Below are 585 nucleotides of genomic sequence, written 5' to 3' on the forward strand. Positions count from 1 at the left end.
GCTGCTCCGGCGCGGGCGCGATGATGGACGGCGGCAGCCAGACCCTGTCGGCCACGGCCACGGATTCCAGCCCGCCCCGGCTCACCTGACGCACCACGCGCTGCGGCACGTTCAGGCCGTGCACGGGCAGGCGCGCCCAGTCGGCCACGGCGAACACGGGCTTGTACAGTTCGAAGTCGTAGCCCCAGGTCTTCGGCCAGTCCAGGGCATCGGAAAGCTTGTCCAGCGGGGTGGCCCCCCGCGAAAATTCGTCCAGCGCGGGCTGCCCGTCGCGGGGCACCATTTCAAGGCCGATGGCAGGGCGCGCGCCTTCCGCCAGCAGGGCGGTGATGAACGCGGCCTGCGCCCGGTGGTCGCACGCGCTGGTGTGCGATTCACCCAGCAGGATGTAGTCGTGGCGCAGGGCCTGCAGGGCTGCGTCCGCCGGGTTCATGGTGCGGATTTCGCCCGCCGGGGACACCGTCACCAGCGTTCCGTCGGGCAGGCGAGGGATGGTCATGCCCATGCGCGCGTCCCCCGGTGCGGTTGCGGTCGCGCTCGCCGGTGCGGCAATGGGCGCACGCACCGTGCCGCCGCTGTCGGACG

General features: G+C 72.3%; 1 protein-coding gene. It reads right to left on the reverse strand.

From position 1 onward, the window contains the following. On the reverse strand, positions 1-505 hold a 505-nt coding region (locus FVW20_RS18290), incomplete at its 3' end, for a ChaN family lipoprotein (protein ID WP_231039255.1). Positions 506-585 lie beyond the last annotated feature (80 nt).

This window comes from Nitratidesulfovibrio oxamicus (genome assembly GCF_015731765.1).
Taxonomy (GTDB): domain Bacteria; phylum Desulfobacterota; class Desulfovibrionia; order Desulfovibrionales; family Desulfovibrionaceae; genus Cupidesulfovibrio; species Cupidesulfovibrio oxamicus.